Annotated in this window: 17 protein-coding genes; 11 read left to right on the top strand and 6 right to left on the bottom strand. The window is 69.1% G+C overall.

Going from position 1 to position 16,908, the window contains the following annotated elements; genetic code table 11:
* The first annotated feature begins 10 nt into the window (after nucleotides 1–10).
* From HQ314_RS20845 to HQ314_RS20835, 3 genes are read left to right on the top strand one after another with little or no spacing between them, the layout of a single operon-like run.
* The gene (locus HQ314_RS20845; protein ID WP_027507259.1) at nucleotides 11–838 is read left to right on the top strand and encodes an SDR family oxidoreductase; all 828 of its coding nucleotides are present in this window, start codon (nucleotides 11–13) and stop codon (nucleotides 836–838) included.
* A 1-nt stretch (nucleotide 839) separates the two neighbouring features.
* A complete protein-coding gene (locus tag HQ314_RS20840) occupies nucleotides 840–2,057 on the top strand; it encodes an acyl-CoA dehydrogenase family protein (protein ID WP_222651179.1) in 1,218 nt (405 codons plus the stop codon).
* A gap of 47 nt (nucleotides 2,058–2,104) precedes the next feature.
* Nucleotides 2,105–3,106: a phosphotransferase family protein gene (locus HQ314_RS20835; protein ID WP_222651240.1), complete on the top strand. Its 1,002-nt coding sequence runs from the start codon at nucleotides 2,105–2,107 to the stop codon at nucleotides 3,104–3,106.
* A 70-nt stretch (nucleotides 3,107–3,176) separates the two neighbouring features.
* Here the strand turns inward: HQ314_RS20835 and HQ314_RS20830 are convergent, their stop codons facing one another.
* Nucleotides 3,177–4,352: a benzoate/H(+) symporter BenE family transporter gene (locus HQ314_RS20830; RefSeq protein ID WP_222651178.1), complete on the bottom strand. Its 1,176-nt coding sequence runs from the start codon at nucleotides 4,350–4,352 to the stop codon at nucleotides 3,177–3,179.
* Entirely contained in the window at nucleotides 4,349–4,789 is a 441-nt protein-coding gene (locus HQ314_RS20825; protein WP_222651176.1) for a thioesterase family protein, read from the bottom strand. The genes HQ314_RS20830 and HQ314_RS20825 overlap by 4 nt, the downstream gene beginning before the upstream one ends.
* A 158-nt stretch (nucleotides 4,790–4,947) precedes the next feature.
* On the opposite strand from HQ314_RS20825, the gene HQ314_RS20820 reads away from it, so the two are divergent.
* Both HQ314_RS20820 and HQ314_RS20815 read left to right on the top strand, forming a co-directional pair.
* On the top strand, nucleotides 4,948–5,691 hold the full coding sequence (locus HQ314_RS20820) for a GntR family transcriptional regulator (protein WP_056448583.1): 744 nt from the start codon (nucleotides 4,948–4,950) through the stop codon (nucleotides 5,689–5,691).
* An 84-nt stretch (nucleotides 5,692–5,775) separates the two neighbouring features.
* A complete protein-coding gene (locus HQ314_RS20815; protein WP_222651174.1) occupies nucleotides 5,776–6,621 on the top strand; it encodes an SDR family NAD(P)-dependent oxidoreductase in 846 nt (281 codons plus the stop codon).
* A gap of 10 nt (nucleotides 6,622–6,631) precedes the next feature.
* Here the strand turns inward: HQ314_RS20815 and HQ314_RS20810 are convergent, their stop codons facing one another.
* Both HQ314_RS20810 and HQ314_RS20805 read right to left on the bottom strand, forming a co-directional pair.
* A complete protein-coding gene (locus tag HQ314_RS20810) occupies nucleotides 6,632–7,090 on the bottom strand; it encodes a PTS glucose transporter subunit IIA (protein WP_222651172.1) in 459 nt (152 codons plus the stop codon).
* Entirely contained in the window at nucleotides 7,087–7,317 is a 231-nt protein-coding gene (locus HQ314_RS20805) for a glucose PTS transporter subunit EIIB (RefSeq protein ID WP_027507251.1), read from the bottom strand. Before HQ314_RS20805 ends, HQ314_RS20810 begins: the two co-directional genes overlap by 4 nt.
* Before the next feature lie 272 nt (nucleotides 7,318–7,589).
* On the opposite strand from HQ314_RS20805, the gene HQ314_RS20800 reads away from it, so the two are divergent.
* The 4 genes from HQ314_RS20800 (at nucleotide 7,590) to HQ314_RS20785 (ending at nucleotide 11,604) form a co-directional block, all read left to right on the top strand.
* Complete coding sequence (locus tag HQ314_RS20800) at nucleotides 7,590–8,831, top strand: PTS transporter subunit EIIC (RefSeq protein ID WP_374197861.1); 1,242 nt, start codon at nucleotides 7,590–7,592, stop codon at nucleotides 8,829–8,831.
* 74 nt (nucleotides 8,832–8,905) lie between these two features.
* Entirely contained in the window at nucleotides 8,906–10,009 is a 1,104-nt protein-coding gene (locus HQ314_RS20795; RefSeq protein ID WP_374197860.1) for an N-acetylglucosamine-6-phosphate deacetylase, read from the top strand.
* Entirely contained in the window at nucleotides 9,990–10,769 is a 780-nt protein-coding gene (gene nagB / locus HQ314_RS20790; protein WP_222651170.1) for a glucosamine-6-phosphate deaminase, read from the top strand. Before HQ314_RS20795 ends, nagB begins: the two co-directional genes overlap by 20 nt.
* Before the next feature lie 31 nt (nucleotides 10,770–10,800).
* Nucleotides 10,801–11,604, top strand: coding sequence for an SDR family oxidoreductase (locus HQ314_RS20785; RefSeq protein ID WP_027507247.1), 804 nt, complete (start codon nucleotides 10,801–10,803; stop codon nucleotides 11,602–11,604).
* 18 nt (nucleotides 11,605–11,622) lie between these two features.
* Here the strand turns inward: HQ314_RS20785 and HQ314_RS20780 are convergent, their stop codons facing one another.
* Both HQ314_RS20780 and HQ314_RS20775 read right to left on the bottom strand, forming a co-directional pair.
* A complete protein-coding gene (locus HQ314_RS20780) occupies nucleotides 11,623–12,441 on the bottom strand; it encodes a shikimate 5-dehydrogenase (protein ID WP_027507246.1) in 819 nt (272 codons plus the stop codon).
* A 46-nt stretch (nucleotides 12,442–12,487) separates the two neighbouring features.
* A complete protein-coding gene (locus HQ314_RS20775) occupies nucleotides 12,488–13,153 on the bottom strand; it encodes an HNH endonuclease family protein (RefSeq protein WP_056448586.1) in 666 nt (221 codons plus the stop codon).
* 133 nt (nucleotides 13,154–13,286) lie between these two features.
* On the opposite strand from HQ314_RS20775, the gene HQ314_RS20770 reads away from it, so the two are divergent.
* Nucleotides 13,287–16,142 (top strand): DEAD/DEAH box helicase, encoded by a 2,856-nt coding sequence (locus HQ314_RS20770; protein ID WP_222651168.1) that lies wholly within the window; start codon nucleotides 13,287–13,289, stop codon nucleotides 16,140–16,142.
* Nucleotides 16,142–16,903, top strand: coding sequence for an SWIM zinc finger family protein (locus HQ314_RS20765; protein ID WP_037187418.1), 762 nt, complete (start codon nucleotides 16,142–16,144; stop codon nucleotides 16,901–16,903). Before HQ314_RS20770 ends, HQ314_RS20765 begins: the two co-directional genes overlap by 1 nt.
* The last annotated feature ends 5 nt before the right edge of the window (nucleotides 16,904–16,908 follow it).

Genomic DNA, 16,908 nt, shown 5'->3' with positions numbered 1-16,908 from the left:
TATCTGAATGATGCGGGTCACAGACAAGGTCGCCATCGTCACGGGAGGTGGCGCCGGTATCGGCGCCGCCCTCGCCACTGCACTGGTCGAGGCCGGGAACTCGGTCCTGGTCGCCGATCTCGACGGGGCGGCCGCCGATGCGGTCGCCGCGCGACTGGGGGAGCGGTGCATCGCCGTCGGCGGCGACGTCGCCGACGACGCGGTGATCGCCCAGATGATCGAGCGGGTCGAGGAGGCGTTCGGGCCACTCGACATCTACATCGCCAATGCCGGGACGACGGCAGGGATGGGGCTCGACAGCACCGACGCCGCCTGGGACACCGCGCTGTCGGTCAACGTCCTCGCCCATGTGCGCGCTGCGCGCGTGGTGATCCCGCGATGGATCGAGCGCGGAACGCACGGCTACTTCCTGTCCACCGCGTCCGCGGCGGGCCTGCTCACCCAGATCGGATCGGCCACCTACTCGGTGTCCAAGCACGCCGCCGTCGGCTTCGCCGAATGGTTGTCGGTCACCTACGGCGACAAGGGCATCGCGGTGAGCTGCCTGTGCCCGATGGGCGTCAACACGGCGCTCCTGAACTCGGGCTTCGACAGTGACGCCGAGGGTGCCTCGGTGGCGGCCTCCGCCGTGACCGGCGCCGGCACCGTCCTCGAACCGGAGGACGTCGCTCGCATCGTCCTCGAGGCGATGGAGACCGAGAAGTTCCTCGTTCTCCCGCACCCCGAGGTGCTCACGTTCTACTCGCACAAGAGTGCCGACTACGACCGGTGGATCGCCGGGATGCGTCGGTACCGAACATCTCTCGAGACGGCCGCACGGCCAGGACAGGATCGCTGACATGGATTTCGCGTACTCGGATCGGTGCAAGGACTACCAGCAGCGCCTGCTGGCGTTCATGGACGAGAAGGTCTATCCGGCGGAGGCGGTCTACGCCCAGCAGATCCTGGAGTCCGGTGATCCGCACTTCCAGCCGCCGATCCTCGAGGAGCTCAAGGCCGACGCGAAGTCGCGCGGCCTCTGGAACCTCTTCCATCCGGATCCCGCCTACGGCCCCGGTCTGACCAACGCCGAGTATGCGCCGCTCGCGGAGATCATGGGCCGCAGCCCCGCGATCGCGCCCGAGGCCTGTAACTGCGCCGCACCCGACACCGGCAACATGGAGGTGTTCACCCGCTTCGGCACGGACGAGCACAAGGAGAAGTGGCTCGCACCGTTGCTCGAGGGCACCATCCGCTCCGCTTTCGCTATGACGGAGCCCGATGTCGCCAGCTCCGACGCGACGAACATCGCGATGTCCATGGTGGCCGACGGCGAGGACTGGATCCTGAATGGTCGGAAGTGGTGGACTTCCAACGCTTTGCACCAGAACTGCAAGGTCTTGATCGTCATGGGCAAGACCGCGCCCGAGGCGTCGACGTACGAGCAGCAGTCGATGATGGTCGTGCCGATCGACGCGCCGGGCGTCACCGTCCTGCGCGGACTGCCCGTGTTCGGGTACCAGGACCGCGAGGGTCACGCCGAGGTCCTGTTCGAGAACGTCCGCGTCCCCGGCAAGGACGTGCTCGCCGGACCGGGTGCCGGCTTCATGATCGGCCAGGCACGTCTCGGCCCCGGCCGAATCCACCACTGCATGCGTGCGATCGGAATGGCAGAGCGCGCACTGGAACTCATGTGTGACCGTGCGTCGTCCCGCGTGGCGTTCGGCAAGCCGATCGCGGCGCGGGCCAACATCCAGGACTGGATCGCCGAAGCCCGCATCGACATCGAGATGGCCCGCCTCCTCACGCTCAAGGCCGCCTGGATGATGGACGAGTTCAGCAACAAGGAAGCGCGCGTGGAGATCGCGGCCATCAAGGTCGCCGCGCCCGCGATGGCCCTGAAGATCGTCGACCGCGCCATCCAGGTCCACGGCGGCGGCGGTGTCTCCGACGACTTCCCGCTCGCCAGCATGTACGCCCACCTGCGGACCCTGCGTCTCGCCGACGGTCCGGACGAGGTGCACAAGCGGACCATCGCACGCACCGAGCTGGCGCCCTACCGGAAGATCGACAAGTGACGACGGGAACGACACCGGGCCTCGACGACGGTGCGGTCACGACGTGGATGGAGAGCCTCGACATCGGGGTCTCGGGGCCACTGACCTTCGAGCGCATCGGTAACGGGCAGTCGAATCTGACCTTCGCGGTGACCGACGCCGCGGGCAGCAACTGGGTCCTGCGGCGTCCGCCGCTGGGCACGTTGCTGGCGTCGGCACACGACGTCGCTCGCGAGTACCGCATCCTGTCCGCGCTGCAGGACACCGCGGTGCCCGTGCCGACGACGATCGCCCTCACCGACGACCCCGCCGTCACCGATGCGCCCCTCGTGCTGATGAGTCACGTCGACGGGTTGGTGGTCGACAGCCCGACTGTCGCGGAGACACTGTCGCAGGCACGTCGTCGGACGATCGGTGAGGCCATGCCCGCCACGCTCGGCAAGATCCACGCGGTCGATCTCGACAGCACCGGACTCACCGACCTGGCGAGTCACAAGCCGTATGCTGCACGGCAACTGAAGCGGTGGTCGGCTCAATGGGAGCAATCGAAGACGCGGGACGTTCCGGACATCGAGCGCCTGGCCACCGCGCTGGCGGCGTCGGCTCCGGAGCAGGCCGAGGTCTCCTTGGTGCACGGCGACTTCCATCTGAGCAACATCATCACCAGCGGATCCGGTGAGGGAAGTGTCGACGATGCGATCGTCGCGGTGGTCGACTGGGAGCTGTGCACGCTCGGCGATCCACTGGCGGACGTCGGTGCGTTGCTGGCCTATTGGTCGGAGGCCGACGACGACAACGCGGGCATGTTCATGTCCTCCACGTTGCCGGGCTTCCCGACGAGGAACGAGCTGGTCGAGCTCTATGCCGCCGCCACCGGCCGCGACGTCTCCGCGGTGGGGTACTGGCACGCCCTCGCGCTGTGGAAGCTGTCCGTCATCGCCGAGGGCGTCATGCGCCGGGCCATCGACGACGAGCGCAACCGGGCACGCGACGGTTCTCCGACGACGGATCTGGTGGACGGCATCATCGGCCGCGCCGTCGCCACGGCGGAGGAGGCCGGGATCCTCTGAGTGGGCTCCGCCCCCGTGCGCCTTTCGCGTACCCCTGGATACGCGAAAGGCGCACGAGGAGCCCCGGTCCTCAGGCGCGTCGGGTGAGGCCCAGTCGGACGACGAGACCGAGCACGAGCGCCCAGAAGGCCGAGCCGATCCCCGCGATCGCCACACCCGAGGCGGCGACCACGAACGTGATGGCTGCCGGCACGCGGTCCGCCTCGGTACTCAACGCGGCGGCCAGCGATGCCGCGAGGGTGGCCAGCAATGCCAGTCCCGCAACGGTTTCCACGATGCCGGCCGGCGCGAGGGCGACGAGGGTCGCCAGCGCCGCCGAGGCGAGCGCGAGGGCCAGGTAGGACGCCCCGGCAGCCACCGCCGCGATCCACCGACGATCCTTGTCCGGGTGCGCGTCCGGGGCGGCCGCGAGCGCTGCGCTGATGGCAGCGAGGTTGACGGCGTGAACGCCGGCGGGCGCGGTGATCGCTGTGCCGACACCGGTGACGGTCATCGAGGCTCGCCACGGTACCGCGTAGCCGAAGGAGGCCATGACGGCCGTTCCCGGGATGTTCTGCGACGCCATCGTCACGATGTAGAGCGGCAGTGCGATGCCGATCAGCGCCTGCCACGTCCAGGTGGGTGCGACGAGGTCGAGGCTCGGGAGCAGCGATCGGGCGCCGATCAAGGTGTCGCCCGTCGTGAGCGAGATGCCGATGACCACTGCGGCGACGGCGAAGGCCGCCGGTACCGCCCAGCGCGGGGAGAAGCGCAGCAGCACGACCCATGTGACGACGACGGGGGCGACCGCCGCGGGATTGTCCGCGAGGGCCCGCACGGGTTCGAGACACAGTGGCAGGATGACGCCGGCGAGCATCGCCTGTGCCAACGACACCGGGATCGCCGCGATGACGCGGCCGAGGCCGGACCACACTCCGGTGAGCACGATCGCGATGCCCACGGTCACGAACGCCCCCACGGCCGCCGGCCATCCGCCGACCACCGCTCCGGTACCCGCGAGCAACGCGGCACCGGGTGTGGACCAGGCCAGTGTGATCGGGATGCGGTAGCGCAGTGCCAGACCGGTGATCCCGAAGGCCATGACGAGAGACATGGCGAACAGTCCGGACGCGGCTTGGGACTCGCTCGCCCCCACCGAGCGCAGGCCCGTGAGGACCACGGCGAACGAACTGGTGAAGCCGACGAGCGCCGTGACCACACCCGCGCCGATCGGCACGGCGAGGGACACCCGGCCGGGGGCTGTCACTGTCCGAGTGCCTCGACGACCGCGCGGATCTCGGCGGGGACCGGTGTCGGGCGGCGGGTCTCGGCGTCGACGTAGACGTGCACGAACCGTCCCGCCGCCGCCGGGGTCAGGTTTTCGCCGTCCACCCGGAAGATGCTCAGTGCGTACACGATCGAGGTGTTGCCGAGTCTCTCGACGGCGATACCCACCTGCAGATCGTCGGGAAAGCTCAGTTGGCTGAGGAACCTGCAGGACGTCTCGGCCACCACGCCGATGGCCGGGAGTGTGCGGATGTCGAGGCCGGTGCTCTGCATGAGCCACCCGTTCACCGCGGTGTCGAAGTACGAGTAGTACGTGACGTTGTTGACATGCCCGTAGTGGTCGTTGTCCTCCCAGCGGGTGGCGACTGGCCACAGGACGGCGCAGTCGGCTGCGGACGGGACGGTGCTCTCGGTCATGCGGGTGAGGATTCCATCCCCGTGCGCCTTTCGCGTATCCCAGGGTGCGCAAAAGGCGCACGGGGCGCAGCCACGGTAGTAAGTTGGACGGGACCAGTCCGTACCGCTCGCGCCACAGATCGCTCCGGTCGCGCCGATTCTCGGGAGTACACGCCGTGGTGATGCCCGTCCACCTTCGCGACAGTGCCGTACCCAAGCACGAGCAGCTCCGCGCGATCCTGCTGCACCGGTGCACCAAGGAACTCCAGCCCGGCGATCTGATGCCGAGCGAACGGCGCCTCATGGAGGACTACGGGGTCAGTCGGATCACCGTGCGCGAGGCCATCGGTCAGCTCGTCAACGAGGGCCACCTGGTGCGGGTGCGCGGCAAGGGCACGTTCGTCGCCAGTCGGCCCGTCCAGTCGAGGCTCCACCTGGCGTCGTTCTCGGAGGAGATGCGCGCTCAGGGTCTCGAACCCACCACGGTCGTTCTCTTCGCGCGGCTCGAGGATCCGTCGGTGGCCACCATCCGTGCGCTGGACATCGCCGCGGGCGGCAAGGCGTACCACATCAAGCGGCTGCGACTGGCGGACGGAGAGCCCGTCAGCGTCGACGACGGGTGGTACGACGCCGCCGTGCTGCCGGGCCTGGTCGATCTCGATCTGAGCAAGTCCATCTACGACGCGGTGTCCTCCCACTACGGGCAGACCATCGATCGCGCCGAGCAGACGGTCAGCGCGACGGCGGCCGACAACGACACCGCGACGCTGCTGGGGACGAAGCGTGGGGCGCCGGTGCTGTACTTCGACCGGGTGTCGTTCAGCGGTGACCGGCCGATCGAACACACGGAGAGCTGGTACCGCTGCGATCGGTACCAGCTCACGATGGAGGTCCAGGGCGGGCGGCGGCCACAGCGTCGCTGACGTCCACAGCCGACAGCGTCGCTGACGCCGTCCGCTCGTACACTTCGGTCGAGGCGTTCCATCCGCAGATCGAAAGGCTCCTTCGTGCCCACTCCCCGTTCGCTCACCGGTCGCACCATCGTCGTGACGGGAGCGAGCGACGGGATCGGGCGCATCGCGGCGCGCACCCTGGCGGAACGCGGTGCGGAGGTGCTCGTCGTGGGCCGCTCACCGGAGAAGACCGCCGCCGCGGCCTCGGAGATCGGTGGTCGCGCGTTCGTGGCCGACTTCGCCTCGTTCGACGACGTGCGACGGGTCGCGGACGAGCTGCGGGATTCCGTCGATCACATCGACGTCCTGTTGAACAACGCGGGTGGAACGTTCGATCCGTCGAAGCGCACCGCCGACGGGCACGAGCCGAACGTCCAGATCAATCACCTGTCGCCGTTCCTGCTCACCCATCTGTTGCTCGACCGACTCGGCGGTACGGCGGGCAGTCGCATCGTCAACACGTCGTCCGTGGGCAACCTCGGTGGACGAATCGATCTGCAGGACATGGCCTACGACCGTTCCTCGCCGGCCGAGTTCCGCGCCTACTGCACCAGCAAGCTGATGAACATCGGCTTCACCCGCGGCGCCACGGAGCGGTGGTCCGACCGCGGCATCACGTCGGTGGCCGTCCACCCCGGAGCGGTGCGCAGCAACTTCGGCAACGCCAACGTCCTGTTCCGGGTGATCTACCGGACTCCGCTGAAGTACGTGGCCTCGATCAGTGCCGAGTCGGGCGCCGAGCCGTTGGTGTCGGTGGCCGTCGACAAGCCGGACGCCGAGGTCGCCGGGATCTACTACAGCCGCCACAAGGCTCGCGGTCGCACGAACGGGCAGGTAGACGATCCCGGCGTGGTCGACGGGCTGTGGAGAGAGTCGGAGAAGCTGGTCGGGCTGGCCTGACCCCGGCGCGTCAGAGGGTGAAGAGCGGCTCGCCGGCAGTGACGGACGACCCGACCGACGGCGTCGCGAAGGAGTCCGCGGCGGAGTCCATCACGACGACGGGGCACACGTCGTCGAATCCGGCGGCGGCGACAGCGGCCGGGTCGTAGCGCACGACGACGTCTCCAGCCGACACCGAGTCCTTCTCTGCTGCGACGAGTTCGAAACCCTCGCCCTTCATCGTCACGGTGTCGATACCGACGTGCACCAGCACTCCCTTCCTGTCCTCCGTCAGAACCACGAAGGCATGAGGGTGCAGCTTGAGGATGCGACCGGACACGGGCGAGTGGACGTCCACCATTCCGGTCGTCGAAGCGGGTCTGACAGCCACGCCGGCGCCGACCATCTGCGAGGAGAACACCGGGTCGGGGACGTCGGCCAGTGCGATGACGGTGCCCGCGAGCGGGCTGCCCACGGCGGTGTCGGTCACAGGATGTCGTCGATGTCCTCGGCGAGGGTGTCCGCCTCGGGCCCGACGATGACCTGCACGGCCGTCCCCTTGTGGAAGACCCCGTGTGCTCCGGCGGCCTTGAGAGCGGCCTCGTTCACGAGTGCTCCGTCTCGCACCTCGGTGCGGAGCCGCGTGATGCAGGCTTCGATCTCGACGATGTTCCCGGCTCCTCCGAGCCCGGCGACGATGGCGTCCGCCTTGGACATGCGGTGCTCCTTCCGCTCGGTGACCCGCCCCCGGCGCGATGCGATGCAGGTGGGCGTGCTCACACTTTCTGTTTGACATCAGGCTGCCACCTGGTCAAACTACAACTGGTTATGACCGGACAGTACCCGTGATGGAACCGGTCCACAACACACACGAGAAGAAGGTCGCCATGGCCGGCACGACTGCCACCGGGAACACCGCACCACAGACGCCCACCGAGAAGAAGGACTCCCGCGCACTCGCCGGGTTGCAGCGATTCGGGCGCAGTCTCATGCTGCCCATCGCCGTGCTCCCCGCCGCAGGCATCCTGCTCCGCATCGGCCAGCCCGATCTGCTCGGACGCTTCGCCCCGCTCGAGACCACCGCGTCGGTCATCTCGGCCGCCGGGCAGTCGGTCTTCACGTGGCTTCCCCTCATCTTCGCAGTCGGCATCGCGATCGGCTGGGCGAAGAAGTCGGACGGCTCCACCGCGTTGGCCGCGGTGGTCGGCTACATGGTGGTCGACGGCGTCTTCACGGCCATGTCGCCGGTGGTGCTCGACGGCGAGGTCGACGCGAACGGCGACCCTGCCGTCATCGACTACGGCGTGCTGGCCGGCATCATCATCGGTCTGCTCTCCGCCGTTCTCTGGCAACGCTTCTACCGTCAGAAGCTGCCCGACTACCTGGGCTTCTTCAGCGGCCGACGCCTCGTCCCGATCCTGACGGCGATCACCGGTCTCGTCGTCGGCGTCCTGATGTCCTTCGTGTATCCGCTGTTCTACAGCGCCCTGAACTGGGTGGGCACCACCGTCGCCGATCACTCCGTCGTCGGCAGCGGAATCTACGGTTTCGCCAACCGCATGCTCATCCCGACCGGCCTGCACCACATCCTCAACTCCGTCGTGTGGTTCCTCGTCGGTGACTACACGGACGCGAGCGGCCAGATCGTCCGAGGCGACCTCAACCGCTTCTTCGCCGGGGACCCGAGCGCCGGAGTGTTCATGACCGGCTTCTTCCCGATCATGATGTTCGCGCTGCCCGCCGCTGCCTTCGCGATCTACCGCAACGCGAAGCCGTCGCAGAAGAAGCTCGTCGGCGGCATCATGCTCTCGACCGGTCTCACGGCCTTCGTCACCGGTATCACCGAGCCGCTCGAGTACTCGTTCATGTTCGTCGCCTGGCCGCTCTACATCGTGCACGCCGTGCTGACCGGTACCTCGATGGCGTTGACCAACGCACTGGGCATCCACGACGGCTTCTTCTTCTCCGCGGGCGGTATCGACTACCTGCTGAACTACGGAATCGCCACCAAGGCATGGCTTCTCATCCCGATCGGCCTGGTCTACGCCGTCATCTACTACGTGCTGTTCAGCTTCGTCATCAAGAAGTGGAACCTGCGCACGCCCGGACGTGAGGACGACGTGACCCTCGACGACGCGGCGGTGACCACCGGTGCACCGGCGGCCACCACCGCATCGACGGACGCCACGACCGCGCCGACGGACAAGCCGGCCGGCGACGGCTCGGCGTGACCCTCTTCCGCGGCCGCGTCGTCCTGGTGGACGGTGTGCTCGAGGACGGGGTGGTGGAGTTCGAGGACGATCGGATCGTCCGGGTGGGCCCGGCCCGCGAGTGGACGGACATCGCCGTCCCGTCGTCGTCGTCGACGATTCTGCCGGGTATGGTGGACGTGCACTGTCACGGCGGCGGGGGAGCAGGCTTTCCCGATGCCACGGCCGACGCCGTCGAAGCCGCTGTCGCGCATCACGTGCGCAGCGGGACGACGACCATGCTCGCCTCCCTCGTGTCCGCCCCGCGCGAGGTGCTCGTCGACAGGACGACACTGCTGGCGGAGCTGTGGCGCCGCGGCGACATCGCGGGCGTTCATCTCGAGGGGCCGTTCCTCGCCCGTAGCCGTTGCGGTGCACAGGATCCCGCGGCGATCGTCCCGGGCGATCCGAGCCTCCTCGAGGCCGTGGTTTCGGCCGGTGGGGGAGCCGTGCGGTCGATGACGCTGGCACCGGAGACCGCGAACCTGGACGCCCTCGCTCGGGTGATGGCCGAGAACGACATCCGTCCGAGCGTGGGCCACACCGACGCCGATGCGGCCACGGTCACGGCAGCGCTGGCGCGGCTGACCGGGTCGGTGAGCGCCACCCATCTGTTCAACGGGATGCCGCCGCTGCATCATCGGGCGCCCGGACCGGTGGCCGCGTGTCTCGCGGCGGCGGGACGCGGCGAGATGGTGCTCGAACTCATCGGTGACGGAGTGCATCTCGATTCCTGGACGGTCGCCATGGTGGTCGATCTCGTCGGACCCGACGGCATCGTGTTCGTCTCCGACGCCATGGCCGCGGCCGGGATGAGCGACGGTCCCTACCGATTGGGCTCGCTCGACGTGACGGTCGCGGACGGGGTGGCGCGCCTGACGCAGGACGGCGATGCGCCGGGAGCCATCGCGGGCGGAACGTCGACAGTCCTCGACATCGTGCGACGGGCGGTGGCCGAGTCGGGAGTCGACCTGGTGTCGGCGGTGCGCATGGGGGCGACCACACCGGCTCGGTTCCTCGGCCTGCAGGACACGGTGGGGCGCCTGGCGGCCGGGATGCGCGCGGACATCGTGATCACCGATGCCGATCTGACCGTGACGAGCGTCGTGAGGCGCGGACGAGTGGAAGTGGGTGTGCCGGATGGAGATCGTCATCCGTGACGACGCAGCGGCGGTGCACCGCACCGTGGCGGACATCGTCGAACGCAGGGTCAGGAAAGGCGCCGCGGTGCTGGGCGTGGCGACGGGGTCCACCCCGTTGGGGACGTACCGGGAGCTCGGTCGGCGGCATCGCGAGGAGGCGTTGTCGTTCGCGTCCTGCCGGGCGTTCCTCCTCGACGAGTACGTGGGTCTGCCGGCCGCCCACCCGCAGTCGTACCGTTCGGTGATCGCCACGGAGTTCGCTGCGGCGATCGACATCGACCCGGATGCCATCGACGGTCCGAACGGCGAGGCGGCGGACGTCGCGGCCGAGTGCGCTCGCTACGACGCCGCGATCGCCGCGTCGGGCGGTGTGGACGTGCAACTGTTGGGCATCGGGTCCGACGGCCACATCGGCTTCAACGAACCGGGGTCGTCGCTCGTCTCCCGCACGCGGGTCAAGACCCTCACGCGCCGCACGCGGGAGGACAACGCACGCTTCTTCCACTCCGCCGACGAGGTACCGCATCACGTGGTGACCCAGGGTCTGGGCACGATTCTCGAGGCCCGCCATCTGGTCCTCGTCGCACTCGGCGAAGGGAAGGCGGACGCTCTCGCCGCGTCGGTGGAGGGGCCGCTGGCCGCGTCCTGTCCGGCGTCGGTGATCCAGATGCATCCGCACGTGACCGTGGTCGTCGACGAGGGCGCGGCGTCGGCGCTGGGGTCGAGTGACTACTACCGGTACGCGTTGTCGGAGAAACCCACATGGCAGCACTTCTGATCGTCGGACGTCCGGTCCCTACAGTGAGCGGATGACCATGTCGACGCTGCGTACGCGTCTCACCGGATCCACCGTCCTCGTCACCGGCGCGAGCTCGGGCCTGGGTGCCGATTTCGCACGACGCTTCGCGTCCCTCGGGTGCGACGTCGTGCTCGTCGCGCGGCGACTCGATCGCCTCGAGGAGCTGGCTGCGGAGATCTCCTCCCGGCACGGTGTCACCGCCACCCCGATCGCCGCGGACCTCGCCGTGCCCGGTGCGGGATCGGCGCTGAAGGCGACTCTCGGTCACCGCGGCATCACGGTGCACTCGCTGATCAACAATGCGGGATTCGGGACGCACCAGCCGTTCGTCGAGGAGGATCCGGTGACGCTCGGCAACGAGATCGCCGTGAACATCGCTGCTGTCGTCGATCTCTCGCGTGCGTTCCTGCCGGGCATGATCGAGCACGGCGCGGGTGTGCTGGTCACGCTCGCGAGCACGGCGGCGTACCAACCGCTCCCGGGAATGGCCGTCTACGCGGCGAGCAAGGCGTTCGTGCTCAGCTTCACCGAGGCGCTGGCCGTCGAGACTCGCGGGACCGGTGTCACCGTCATGGCGGTCTCGCCGGGTCCCACCGAGACCGAGTTCTTCGAGGTGCTCGGCAGCAAGGACGCCGCGTTCGGGAAGATGCAGACGTCGGAACAGGTCATGGACACGACGTTCGCGGCGCTCGCGGCCAAGCGGCCCCCGGCCTCGGTGGTGTCCGGAGTGAACAACAAGCTGCAGTCGGCCGGTGTGCGGTTGCTCCCACGGCGCGCCGCCCTCGAGGTCACCGCCAGAATGTTCCGTGAGTAGTCGGCTGGTCGAACGACCTCAGCGCCGACTGAACTCGGAGGCCCGCTGGATCTGCTCGGTGCGCAGGCGCACGCCGGTGTACAGCGCGAATTGCTCCGCGGCCTGCAGTGCCACCACCTGCGCACCGGTGATCACGGGCTTTCCGGCGGCGCGCGCCGCGACGATCAGCGGTGTCTCTGACGGCACCGCGACCACGTCGACGACGGCGCGAGCGGCGGCGATCTGCTCGGTGGCGAACGGCAGCGCGTCGGAGTCCGGACCGCCGGCCATCCCGACGGGTGTGACGTTGACGAGGACGTCGGCCGAGACGTCGTCGGCGGTGGCCGACCAGCCGTAGCCGTACTTCTCGGCGAGAGCCGGTCCGGTTCTCTCGTTGCGCGCCACGACAGTTCCCGTGGTGAAGCCCGTGTCCCGCAGCGCGGCGACGACGGCCTTGGCCATGCCGCCACTGCCCGTGACCGCGACCGACCACGACGGGTCGAGACCGGCCTCCCGGACGAGGTCCGCGACGGCCTGGTAGTCCGTGTTGTAGGCGTGCAGCACGCCGTCCTCGTTGACGATGGTGTTCACCGAGTCGATCGCGGACGCCGAGTCGTGCATGACGTCGACGTGCTCGATGCAGGCCTCCTTGAACGGCATGGACACTCCGCAGCCGCGGATTCCGAGCGCACGGATTCCGGCGACGGCCGCGGGGAGGTCGGTGGTGGTGAACGCCTTGTAGACGAAGTTCAGATCCAGCTCGTCGTAGAGGTAGTTGTGGAACCGGGTCCCGATGTTGCTGGGCCGCCCCGACAACGACATGCAGAGCTGGGTGTCTTTGGTGAACACACGCGACATGACGGGCAGCGTAACGGTTCCGGCGTCGGCTCGGGTTCGGACGGAGTCAGGGGCAGGAGTTCGACACCGTGGTCAGCACGTCCCGGTCGGCCACCGTGACGGGAAGCCCGTACCGGACGGCCACCGTGAGGAACCGCCCCGCGTAGTAGCAGTGGTACGCGCCGTTGGGAGGCATCCAGTCCGAGGGGGTCTTGTCGCTTTTCGACTGGTTCTCCGCACCCGAGACGGCCATGAGGTTGTACGTGATGTCGTTGGCGAAACGGATGCGCTGATCGAGCGGCCACTGCCATGCGCCCATGTCCCACGCCGCCGCCAGCGGGTAGGTGTGGTCGATCTGCACGTCGCCCGCGCTCTGCTTGCTGAACGGCAGCACCGATCCCGTGAACGGATCGTTCAACGATCCCGCCACGACGACGCAGTCGTTGGTTCCCGGTCGGAACTGCACGTCGGTGAGCGCGAGCTGCAGCACGTTGTCGCGGGTGCCGCAGCCGTCGTGTCCGCCCGGGCCGTCGTAGTCGTCGGTCCAGGCGGGACCGAACACGCATCCGTCCCCGGCCTTGCAACTGCGCTCGTACCCCGGCACGTCGGGCCGGGAGTCCACGACGGCGACCTGCGCGAGCAGTGACTCGATCGTCGTCGCGGGGGGACTGCCCGGTGCGGGAGTGGGCGCGCCCAGCAGCGTCGAGCAGCCGGTGAGGACGGCCAGGACCATCGCGGCGACGAGCGCGGACGCGAGACGCCGCGTCGGCCGGGTCGAGGAGAAGGTCACGAGGAGCGAGTATGCCGGGTGGGTCCGACAGGACGCGGGACGTTCTGCACAGGCCTCGCAGTGATTGGATGGCACCATGCTCCACGGCCTCTGGACCCCCGGTCGAGGCCTGATGTTGTGGGAGGACGACGACGCCCCGAGCGGCGACCGTCACTCGGCCGACACGCCGGAGCTCCCGCCTCACCTGGCCAAGGTGATGTCCCGACGGATGCGGCACCGTGCCGACGTCACCCTGCCGACGCCGCGCGGACAGGTGGCGGTGTCGATGCCGTCGATCGCGCTGGCGCCGGCGGACGCAGCGGAACTGCTGTTGCGCGTTCCGCCCCGCCACCCCGCGATCTCCGGGGATCTGCGCTATCTCGCCCTCGTGGTGGCCGGGGTGGAGCGGTGGGTCCGTGCCGCGCGGGTGGTCCCGGTGCAGGTGCGGTTCGAGTCGCAGTGGTGGCTACGGTGGCGACTGGTCGGAGGGGAGCCACAGCGCGCGTGGCGCGCGGAACTGGCGGCCGCGATGCCGCCGGTGCAGAGTGCGGAGGGCGGTGCGCGCGCCGTCCTCGACGACCTGCTCGCCGAGGTGACGGATCCGATCGTGCGCCGCGTCATCGGACGCCCCGGAGTCGAGCATCCGCTCCTGTGGTCCCTCGTCGAGGAGGAGCCGTACGAGGAGGGATCGGCTCGCTCCGAGGCGGCACTGGAGCAGTGGCGGGCGAGCCTGCGCGGCGACGAGCCCGAGCTGGTCCTGCGGCTCACCGAACCGGACGACGACGAGGAGACCGGGGAGCCGTTGTGGCCGCTCGAGGTGTTGCTGCGTCCGGACGGTGAGGCGCCGACGCCGGTGGTGGTGCACCGCGGCGGCGCGCCCGGTGCACACGGTGGCGGAGCGCCGGGTGTGCGGGACGCGGAACTGTTCCGGGTCGCGGTGGCGAAGCTCGGCGAGGCGATGGCCGCGTACGAGCCGCTGCGCTCGATGGCGACGGACACCGGCTCGCTCGACATGCTGCTGCCCACGGCGGCGGTGACCGACTTCGTGCTGCACGGGGTCGAGAAGCTGCGTGCCGTGTCGGTCGGGGTGCTGCTTCCGCGGGCGTGGAGTCGCCTCGACGCGTCGTTGCGGCTGAAGGTCGACTCGCCGCCGTCGCCCACCGCGGAGAACCGGGCGGTGGGGTTGGACGAGATCGTCTCGTACGACTGGCAACTGGCCATCGGCGACATGGAACTGACGCCGGAGGAGATGGCCCGGCTCGCGTCGACTAAGGGCGACCTGGTGCGACTGCGCGGCACCTGGGTGCAGGCCGACGGAACCGCCCTGAGCCGCGCGATCGAGTACGTGAAGAAGCAGAACCGGGACCGCGCCCTGCCGCTCGCCGACGTGCTGGGGCAGTTGTCCGCCGAGAAACCGCCGCCGGTTCCCGTCGAGCGGATCGAGGCCACCGGCTGGGCGCAGAAGTTGCTCGACCCGAACCGCCGGCCGGAACCGGTGGAGGTGCCCGACTCGGTGCACGCGACGCTGCGGCCGTATCAGCAGCGCGGTGTGGAGTGGCTCGCCTTCATGAGTTCGGCCGGCCTCGGGGCGGTACTGGCCGACGACATGGGGTTGGGGAAGACGCTGCAGCTGCTGGTTCTCCTGGCGCACGAGCGATCGGTGACACCGACGTTGCTCGTCGCGCCCATGTCGGTGGTGGGCAACTGGCAGCGCGAGGCGGCGAAGTTCGTGCCGACCCTGCGCGTGCTGGTGCACCACGGGCCGGATCGCGCGACGGGGGACGACCTGACGGCTGCCGTGCGCTCGCACGATCTGGTGGTCACGACGTACGCATTGTTGGCCCGCGACGTGGGCGAACTGTCGGCGCAGACCTGGCGACGGGTGGTGCTCGACGAGGCCCAGCACGTCAAGAACAGCAGCACGGCGCAGGCCCGCGCGGCGCGGGCGATTCCCGCGGCGCACCGGATCGCGCTGACGGGCACGCCCGTGGAGAACCGGTTGGACGAGCTCCGGTCGATCTTCGACTTCTGCAACCCCGGCATCCTGGGCACCCCGGCCACGTTCCGGGCACGCTTCGCGATCCCGATCGAACGCGAGAAGGAGGAGACCGCCGTGGCCAGGTTGCGCTCCCTCACGTCACCGTTCGTTCTGCGGCGGGTGAAGACCGACAAGACGGTCATCGCGGATCTGCCCGACAAGTTCGAGATGACCGTGCGCTCGAACCTCACCGCCGAGCAGGCGAGCCTGTACCAGGCCGTCGTCGACGAGATGATGCGACAGATCGCCGAGAGCGAGGGCATGGCGCGCAAGGGTGCGGTGCTCGGCGCGCTGACCCGGCTCAAGCAGGTGTGCAACCACCCGGCGCACTTCCTCGACGACGGGTCGACGGTGTTACGTCGTGGCAAGCACCGCTCCGGCAAGCTCGCACTCGTGGACGACATCCTCGACTCGGTCCTCGGCGACGGCGAGAAGGCGTTGTTGTTCACCCAGTTCACGGCGTTCGGCTCGATGGTGGCGCCGTACCTCGAACGCCGGTTCGGCGTTCCCGTCCCGTTCCTGCACGGTGGTGTGAGCAAGGGCCGACGGGACGCGATGGTCGAGGAGTTCCAGTCCGCCGGCGGTCCTCCGATCATGGTGCTCTCGCTCAAGGCGGGTGGCACCGGCCTCAACCTGACGGCCGCCAATCACGTGGTGCACCTGGACCGGTGGTGGAATCCGGCGGTGGAGAACCAGGCGACGGATCGCGCGTTCCGCATCGGCCAGCGCAAGGACGTCCAGGTGCGCAAGTTGTTGTGCGTCGGCACCGTGGAGGAGCGCATCGACACCATGCTCACCACGAAGAAGGATCTGGCCGATCTCGCGGTGGGCTCCGGCGAGAGTTGGATCACCGAGTTGTCGACGGGGGAGTTGCGCGATCTGCTCACGCTCTCAGAGGACGCGGTGGGCGACTGATGGCGCAGTTCGACCAGTTCGGCCCCCGGCGGCGGATCCCGGACGGCATCGCGGCGAAGACCTCTCGGGGCGCCTTCGGTCGCACGTGGTGGGGCAAGCAGTTCGTGGAGACCATCGAGTCGATCGCCGACGCCGGGCGGCTCTCGCGCGGACGGACGTACGCCCGCGGCGGGCAGGTGATCTCCCTCGAACTCCGGCCGGGGCGGATCGACGGCGACGTCCAGGGCAGTCAGGTGGAGCCGTTCTCGGCGTCCGTGAGCATCGCTGTCCTGGATCCGTTCGACATGGACGCGCTGATGTCCGACGTACAGGAGTCGCCCGGCATGCTGACCGAGCTCGCCTCCGGCTCGGTTCCGCGGGCGCTGGGGCCGCGGCTGCTGCTGTCGAGTGCGTCGCAGCTCGATTTCGACTGCACCTGCCCCGACAGCGGGTGGCCCTGCAAGCACGCCGCGGCGCTGACGTATCTCGCCGCGGAGCGGATCGACGAGGACCCGACCCGCCTGCTGGCGCTGCGCGGAGTCGACCTCGATGCCCTGGTCGGGTTCGTCGAGGACGCGGAGGCGACGGTCGATCCGGACGATCACTTCGGTGACGCGACGACGCTGCCCGCGCTGCCGGACCCGCTGTTCTCGCCGGCGTCGGACGATCTCGAGGCGTCGTTGCTGCGCATCGCGTTGCGGACTGCGGACGTCGACGAGCGCGGGGTGCGGTCCGCGATGGCGGAGCTCGATGCGCTCTACCGGCGGATGGGCGGGGCGTGATCCTG

The organism is Rhodococcus sp. BP-332 (assembly GCF_019836065.1).
Lineage (GTDB): Bacteria > Actinomycetota > Actinomycetes > Mycobacteriales > Mycobacteriaceae > Rhodococcoides.
The sequence above is the reverse complement of the archived record's forward strand: the minus strand, read 5'-3'. Positions and strand labels throughout refer to the sequence as shown.